Annotated in this window: 3 protein-coding genes and 2 tRNA genes; 4 read left to right on the forward strand and 1 reads right to left on the reverse strand. The window is 60.7% G+C overall.

Features of this window, described 5'->3' with window-relative positions:
- Positions 1-956 (reverse strand): DNA polymerase IV (dinB, locus tag IMW75_RS26360; protein ID WP_205894259.1); only part of this gene is annotated, 956 nt, incomplete at its 3' end.
- 297 nt (positions 957-1,253) lie between these two features.
- Here dinB and IMW75_RS26365 point away from each other — a divergent pair.
- The 4 genes from IMW75_RS26365 to IMW75_RS26380 all read left to right on the forward strand — a co-directional run bounded on the left by IMW75_RS26365 (position 1,254) and on the right by IMW75_RS26380 (position 5,853).
- Positions 1,254-1,330, forward strand: a tRNA-Met gene (locus tag IMW75_RS26365).
- A gap of 231 nt (positions 1,331-1,561) precedes the next feature.
- Positions 1,562-1,638 (forward strand) — tRNA-Met (locus IMW75_RS26370).
- A 277-nt stretch (positions 1,639-1,915) separates the two neighbouring features.
- Positions 1,916-4,558, forward strand: a complete 2,643-nt coding sequence (gene mprF / locus IMW75_RS26375; protein WP_045060757.1) for a bifunctional lysylphosphatidylglycerol flippase/synthetase MprF — start codon at positions 1,916-1,918, stop codon at positions 4,556-4,558.
- Positions 4,558-5,853 carry a virulence factor family protein gene (locus IMW75_RS26380; protein WP_205894260.1) on the forward strand — a complete coding sequence of 432 codons (1,296 nt, stop codon included), beginning with the start codon at positions 4,558-4,560 and terminating at the stop codon, positions 5,851-5,853. Before mprF ends, IMW75_RS26380 begins: the two co-directional genes overlap by 1 nt.
- The last annotated feature ends 187 nt before the right edge of the window (positions 5,854-6,040 follow it).

Consider the following 6,040-nt stretch of genomic DNA (forward strand, 5'->3'; position numbering starts at 1 on the left):
GTCAGCAGCAGCTGATAACTCCCCAGATCCCGCCCTGCCCCGGCCTGCTCCAGCGTGGTCTGGGTGAAATCGTGGAATTTCACTTTGACGAACGGCTTGCCCGGCCGAGAGCTGCTGTCGATCCGCGCCATGCGCCCGGCCAGCGTCTCCAGCAATTCGGGGAGCTTGTCCAGGCAACTCAGCAGGTCCGGCAAGTCCACGTCGTAGGTGTTTTCGACACTGATCGACTGACGCCGACTGTCATTGTGCACCAGGCGATCATCGATCCCACGGGCCAGACTCCACAATCGCTCACCAAAACTGCCGAATTCGCGGACCAGCGCCAACTTTTCCCACTCACGTAAATGCGAGCAATCGACAATCCCAAGGCGCCCCAGCTTGTCCGCAGTCACCTTGCCCACCCCGTGCAATTTACTCACTGGCAAGCCACTGACAAAGTCCTCGACCTGATCCGGAGTAATGACAAACAGCCCGTTGGGTTTCTTCCAGTCACTGGCGATCTTGGCCAGGAACTTGTTGGGCGCCACGCCGGCCGAGACCGTGATGTGCAACTGGTTGGAGACCCGCCGGCGGATTTCCTGGGCGACCCGGGTCGCGCTGCCACCAAAATGCGAGCTGTCCGACACATCCAGATAGGCCTCATCCAGGGACAGTGGCTCGATCAGGTCGGTGTAGTCACGAAAGATCGTGTGAATTTCCTTCGAGGCTTCTCTATAGGCGTCCATGCGCGGCTTGACGATCGTCAGGTCCGGGCACAGCTTCAGCGCGTGCCCCGAGGACATGGCCGAGCGTACTCCGTAGGCGCGCGCCTCATAGTTGCAGGTCGCGATCACCCCTCGCCGATCCGCTGAGCCGCCCACGGCAAGAGGTTTACCGGCCAGGCGCGGGTCGTCACGCATTTCGATGGCGGCGTAGAAGCAGTCACAATCGACGTGGATGATCTTTCGCTGGGTCATGTAGAAGCGACGTTCATTGTGCGAAAAAGGTTTTTAGCGAGTCAGATCAACAGTATCTCATCGACACCTGTATATAGCACCAGTAGTAGGCATGTTCTTTTTCAAGGGTCGGAAAAAAAGATGAATTTGTTTTTTCAATCGAAAACCTACTACCAATAGAGCTGTAACCCTTGCCACGCCTGCGCTGCAGCCATTTCAGCCACCGAGGTTTTGCGCTAAGCGATTGAACAGGAAGAGTTTTCTTCGTGAATGGCGGTTGACAGCCCCGCCATCCTCTGTAGAATGCCGACACACAGACGCGGGATGGAGCAGTCTGGTAGCTCGTCGGGCTCATAACCCGAAGGTCGTCGGTTCAAATCCGGCTCCCGCAACCAAACATCAAAAAAGGCTACTCGAAAGAGTGGCCTTTTTTGTGCGCGTCAGTTTTGCATCCCTCGAAGATAAATGAGTCGGCGCACTCAGGCTGCGCAAAAAACATAAATCGTTCGGATTCCGAAACTTAGCGCTGAATCGCCCCTGCCCATCGCTGTTTTACGCTTATTTGGCTTGTTTGAGGATTAACGGTTGACACCCCGTCGTTCCTCTGTAGAATGCCGCCACACAGACGCGGGATGGAGCAGTCTGGTAGCTCGTCGGGCTCATAACCCGAAGGTCGTCGGTTCAAATCCGGCTCCCGCAACCAAACATCAAAAAAGGCTACTCGAAAGAGTGGCCTTTTTTGTGTCTGTCGAAAAAGTCCTTTCGCAACAATGATCTGTCACCTTGTGACGGGCCGATTGGTTTCACTCCAGCCTTGAGTTAGGTCTATGCTGGTCCGAGGCGTTTACCGCACCGGCCCATGGCGTGCCTTCACCTGTTGAGGGTGAGTGGCGTTAATATTTGTGATTATTTTTTTCTACAGGGATTGGTAACTTGGCTGGATACCCCCATCCTGTCGCGCACAATCCAAGAGGTGATTGATGCGCGCCAATTCGTCTGATCCACAAGACTCCGTCACAGCGACACAACCGATCAAGCCCGGGCGTTTGCGCCTGCTGGACCTGATCAGCAAGTACCGCCAGCCAATCGGCCTGGCAGTGACCTTGTTGCTGTTCGCCATCGCGCTGATTGCCTGTCGTCATCTGTTGAGCGAACTGGATCTGGACGCTCTGCACGACTCGATTCTCCAGGTACCAAAACCTGCCTTGCTGGGTGCACTGGCGGCGACGGTGGTCGGCTTTATCATTCTGTTGGGCTACGAATGGTCGGCCAGCCGTTATGCCGGCGTGACGCTGGCACCGCGAATTCTCGCCCTGGGTGGCTTCACCGCATTTGCGATCGGCAATGCCATCGGCCTATCGATGCTCTCTGGCGGCTCGGTGCGCTACCGTCTATATGCACGGCATGGCCTGGGTGCCACGGAAGTGGCGCGCATGACCCTGTTCGCCAGCCTCTCGCTGGGCTGCGCCCTGCCGCCCCTTGCGGCCCTGGCAACCCTCAGCGACCTGCCCGCTGCCGCGACTGCCCTGGGCTTGTCCGAGATTTGGCTGGGCGCGGTGTCCGTGGCAGTGTTGCTACTGTTCAGCGTCCTGGCCATCGGCATTTACCGCCGCCGCCTGCCGGAACAACCTTATGCGGACAACCTGCTGGTCAAGGCCGGGCGCCGCACCTTGCGTCTGCCGGGGCGGCGCCTGACGTTCCTGCAATTGATCATCACCGCACTGGATGTCGCCGCGGCCGCTACCGTGCTGTACCTGCTGTTGCCAGAAGCGCCGCCCTTCGGCGCCTTCCTGTTGGTCTACCTGCTGGCGCTGGCTGCCGGGGTGCTCAGCCATGTGCCCGGCGGGGTCGGCGTATTCGAAGCAATCCTGCTGGCCGCCTTCGCCGACAAGCTTGGCGCTGCACCGCTGGCGGCCGCACTGCTGCTGTATCGGCTGATTTATGTGGTGTTGCCATTGCTGGTCGCTTGCGTGTTCCTGCTGATCAACGAAGGACAGCGCCTGTTTCAATCCCGTCAGTCCCTGCGCGCAGCCTCCGGCCTGGCTGCGCCGATCCTGGCGGTGCTGGTATTCCTGTCCGGCGTGGTGCTGCTGTTTTCCGGTGTGACGCCGGAAATCGACACCCGCCTGGAGCACATCGGCTTTCTGATCCCCCATCGCCTGGTCGACGCTTCGCACTTCGGCGCCAGCCTGATCGGCGTGCTCTGCCTGCTGCTCGCCCAGGGCCTGCGGCGGCGCCTGTCGGCCGCCTGGATGCTGACCACCATTCTGTTGCTCGTAGGCGCCCTGCTCTCCCTGCTCAAGGGCTTTGACTGGGAAGAAGCCTGCCTGTTGACCCTGACCGCCAGCCTGCTTGGCGTATTCCGTCGTTCGTTCTATCGGCCGAGCCGCCTGACCGAGCTGCCGTTCTCGCCGCTGTATCTGGTGTCGAGCCTGTGCGTGCTGGGTGCATCCATCTGGCTGCTGCTGTTTGCCTACCAGGATGTGCCTTACAGCCATCAACTCTGGTGGCAGTTCACCCTTGACGCTGACGCTCCCCGGGGCCTGCGCTCGCTACTCGGCGCCGCCGTACTGCTGGTGGTGGTGTCGCTGACCTGGCTGCTGCGCACCGCACGCCCGGTGATCCACCTGCCGACGCCTGACGAGCTGGACCGGGCGGTAAAGATCCTCATGGCTTCCGCTCAACCGGACGGTGGCCTCGCCCTGACGGGTGACAAGGCGCTGCTGTTCCACCCCGACGAGCAGGCGTTCTTGATGTACGCCCGCCGTGGCCGCAGCCTGGTGGCCTTGTACGACCCTATCGGACCGGCCCAGCAACGGGCCGAAATGATCTGGCAGTTCCGCGACCTGTGCGACATTCACCACGCCCGCCCTGTGTTCTATCAGGTACGCGCCGAAAACCTGCCGTACTACATGGACATCGGCCTGACCGCGATCAAGCTGGGCGAGGAAGCCCGGGTCGATCTGCAGCACTTCGACCTGGAAGCCAAGGGCAAGGAGATGAAGGACCTGCGCTACACCTGGAACCGTGGCACCCGCGACGGACTGTCGCTGGAGATCTTCGAACCGGGACAGGCGCCGATGGATGAGCTCAAGGTGATCTCCGATGCCTGGCTGACCGGCAAGAACGTTCGCGAAAAAGGCTTCTCCCTCGGCCGTTTCAGCGAGGACTACCTCAAGCATTTCCGCATCGCGGTGATCCGCTTCGAAGGCCGCCCGGTGGCATTCGCCAATCTGCTCGAGACATTCGGCCACGACCTGGCCAGCCTCGACCTGATGCGAGCGCACCCGGAAGCGCCAAAGCTGACCATGGAATTCATGATGGTCGGCCTGATTCAACATTATAAGAGTCACGGATACGCGCGCTTCAGCCTGGGCATGGTGCCGCTGTCGGGGCTGCAACCCCGTCGCGGCGCACCATTGACCCAGCGCCTGGGCTCGATGGTTTTCCGCCGTGGTGAGCAGCTCTACAACTTCCAAGGCTTGCGCCGCTTCAAAGACAAGTTCCAGCCTGACTGGGAACCCCGTTATATGGCCGTGCCCGCCGGACTCGATCCGCTGGTAGCCCTGGCCGACACTGCCGCCCTGATTGCGGGCGGCTTGACTGGATTGGTGAAACGCTGATGATTCAACGCTCCCTGCGGTATGTACTGGCCACACTGGTAGTGCTGGCCCTGATTCTCGGTGGCGGTTACTGGTACCTCAAGCGCCCGGCCCCGGAACCGACCCTCGAATCGTTCAAGCCAGCCGACGGCACGGCGATGACCCGGGTCACTCCCGGCACCTCGCCCCGCGCCCATGTGCTGGTCGCAGTGAATGAGGACCAAAAGCTCAGTGACAAGCAATTGCTGACCCTGAGCCGTACCGGCTCGGCGCAGATCGTCCAGGTGATCCTGCCTAAAGACTGCCTGCTGCAAAGCCGCGCGTTGCAATCGGGCCTGCGCGAGCTCCACGGTCCGGCAACGCTGGTCAGCGGCATCGGTCCCGGCGCGGTGCTGGCCTGGCGCTGGTTGTCCGAACAGAAAGACGACAAGGCGCAGGCCGTCTCCGTGGACCTGGCCCTGGAAAAACCCGGCTGCACCCACCTGCTGCCAAAAAGCGCAGCGCACGGTCGCTGGCTGGCAGCCTGGAACGATAACCCGGACGACACCAGCGCCGGCTTCGTACGTGACCAGCCGAATGCCGAAACCAGCATCAGTGACTACGACATCAACCTGCCGCAGGTCCTGAACAACGAGCTGCGCAAGATCCTGGTCGGCGGCGACAAGGCCGCTGGCGGCTTGCAGATTCCGGTCGTCGAAGTGCCGGCAGGCCAGGCCAACGACACCGTCACCCTGTTCCTCTCCGGTGACGGCGGCTGGCGAGACCTGGACCGTGACGTAGCGGGTGAAATGGCGAAAATCGGTTACCCGGTGGTCGGCATCGACACCCTGCGCTACTACTGGCAGCACAAAAGCCCTGAGCAAAGCGCGCTGGACCTGGCTGAGCTGATGCAGCACTACCGGCAGAAATGGGGCACCAAGCGCTTCGTCCTGACCGGCTACTCATTTGGCGCCGATGTGCTGCCCGCGATCTACAACCGCCTGGAGCCCGCCGAGCAGCAACGCGTCGACGCAATCATCCTGCTGGCCTTCGCCCGCACCGGTAGCTTCGAGATCGAAGTCGAGGGGTGGCTGGGCAACGCCGGCAAGGAAGCCGCCACGGGCCCGGAGATGGCTAAGTTGCCAGCGCAGAAAGTGGTCTGCATCTACGGTGAAGAGGAGGCCGATGAAAGCGGCTGCACCGACAAGACGGCCGTGGGGGAGGCGTTGAAATTGCCGGGCGGGCATCACTTTGACGAGAACTATCCGAAACTGGCTCAGCAGCTGGTGGACGTGATCGAGAAGCGCCAGAGCAAGGACAAGGTGGCTGAGGAGTAATCCACTCCCCCACAAAAAAGCCCCCGCCACTTCACAGTGGCGGGGGCTTTTTTATTTGCACTGTCTCGTCCTGAATAAGGTTTACACCTTCTGGCTTCTTATCAGGAAGGTGCAATGAACACGGGCGAAAAACGTAGCCAGAGAGATTACACGCTGACTTTTAAATTGTCGGTTGTCGACCAAGTCG

Source organism: Pseudomonas gregormendelii, assembly GCF_017114825.1.
GTDB classification, from domain to species: domain Bacteria; phylum Pseudomonadota; class Gammaproteobacteria; order Pseudomonadales; family Pseudomonadaceae; genus Aquipseudomonas; species Aquipseudomonas gregormendelii.

Excerpts from the sequence above, each read along its gene's own strand:
- IMW75_RS26380 (WP_205894260.1), top strand. The coding sequence starts at position 4,558 with ATGATTCAACGCTCCCTGCGGTATGTACTGGCCACACTGGTAGTGCTG.
- mprF (WP_045060757.1), top strand. The coding sequence starts at position 1,916 with ATGCGCGCCAATTCGTCTGATCCACAAGACTCCGTCACAGCGACACAA.